1 protein-coding gene is annotated in these 1559 nt (G+C 66.1%); it reads left to right on the top strand.

Annotated elements, in window-relative coordinates; all coding sequences use genetic code 11:
• Nucleotides 1-1559 (top strand): efflux RND transporter permease subunit (locus EN884_RS35480; protein WP_206617744.1); only part of this gene is annotated, 1559 nt, incomplete at both ends.

The following is a 1559-nucleotide window of genomic DNA, read 5'->3' as shown; positions in this document are numbered from 1 at the left end:
CCCTTGTGCTGACGCCCGCACTTTGCGCCACCATCCTGCGGCCGCCCAAGGACCATGCGACGCAGACCGGCCCGTTCGGCTGGTTCAACCGTGTCTTCGATCGCGGCACGCTTGCCTACCGCGACGGCTCGCACGGCATCATCAACCGATCCTGGCGCTTCCTCGTCGTGTTCCTGGCCATCGTCGTTGCCGTGGGCTGGATGTTTGCCCGGCTGCCGAGCTCGTTCCTGCCGGAAGAGGACCAGGGCATCCTGATCACCAGCGTGCAGCTGCCCGTCGGCGCGACGCAGGATCGCACGGAGCGCGTGCTGGCAGAAGTGACCGACCATTATCTCAACCAGGAGAAGGACGCCGTCGACGGGGTGTTCACCGCCTCCGGCTTCGGCTTCGGCGGCGCAGGGCAGAATGTCGGCATCGCTTTCGTGCGGCTGAAGGATTTCGACCTGCGCAAATCGCCGGCTTCCGCCGCGCAGGCCATCGCCGGCCGTGCGATGGGCGCGTTTTCGAAGATCAGGGACGCGCAGGTCTTCGCGCTCGCGCCTCCCGCCATCCAGGGCTTCGGCAACACCAACGGCTTCGACTTCTACCTGCAGGACGTCAACGGCGCCGGCCATGACGCGCTGATCCAGACGCGCAACCAGCTTCTGGCCCTGGCCGGGCAGAGCAAGGTGCTCGCCAACACAAGGCCCAACGGCCAGGAAGACCAGCCGCAATTCTCGGTCGACATCGACCAGGAGAAGGCCAGCGCGCTTGGCGTCAGCCTGGCCGACATCAACAACACGCTTTCGACCGCCTGGGGCAGCGATTACGTCAACGACTTCATCGATCGCGGGCGGGTGAAACCGGTCTATCTGCAGTCGGACCCGAACTTCCGCATGCAGCCGGAAGATTTGGACAAATGGCAGGTCCGCAACGCCAGCGGCGACATGGTGCCGTTCTCGGCCTTTGCCTCCAGCCACTGGACATTCGGCTCGCCCAGGCTGGAGCGCTACAATGGGTCGGCGGCGGTCGAGATCCAGGGCGCGGCGGCCACGGGCGTCAGCTCGGGTGCCGCCATGGACGAGATCGACAAGCTCGTCGCGCAACTGCCCGCCGGCTATTCGCACGAGTGGACCGGGCTGTCGCACCAGGAGAAGCTTTCCGGCAACCAGGCGCTGTCGCTCTATGCGATCTCGGCGCTGGTCGTGTTCCTGTGCCTGGCCGCACTTTATGAGAGCTGGTCGATCCCGTTCGCGGTCATGCTGTCGGTGCCGATCGGCATCTTCGGCGCGCTGCTGGCGGCCAGCCTGTTCGGCCAGTCCAACGACGTTTATTTCAAGGTCGGCCTTTTGACCACGATCGGTCTCGCCGCCAAGAACGCCATCCTCATCGTCGAGTTCGCCATCGAGCGGCAGGCCGCCGGGATGGGGCTGGTCGAGGCGACGCTGGAGGCGGCGCGACAACGGCTGCGGCCGATCCTGATGACGTCGCTGGCCTTTATCCTCGGTGTGTTGCCGCTGGCGATCGCCAGCGGTGCGGGCTCGGGCGCGCAGAACTCGGTCGGCATCGGCGTGATGGGG

It is taken from the genome of Mesorhizobium sp. M7A.F.Ca.AU.001.01.1.1, from assembly GCF_004022735.1.
GTDB classification, from domain to species: Bacteria; Pseudomonadota; Alphaproteobacteria; order Rhizobiales; family Rhizobiaceae; genus Mesorhizobium; species Mesorhizobium ciceri.
Note: the sequence above shows the minus strand (reverse complement) of the source record. Positions and strands in the feature narration are given on the sequence as shown.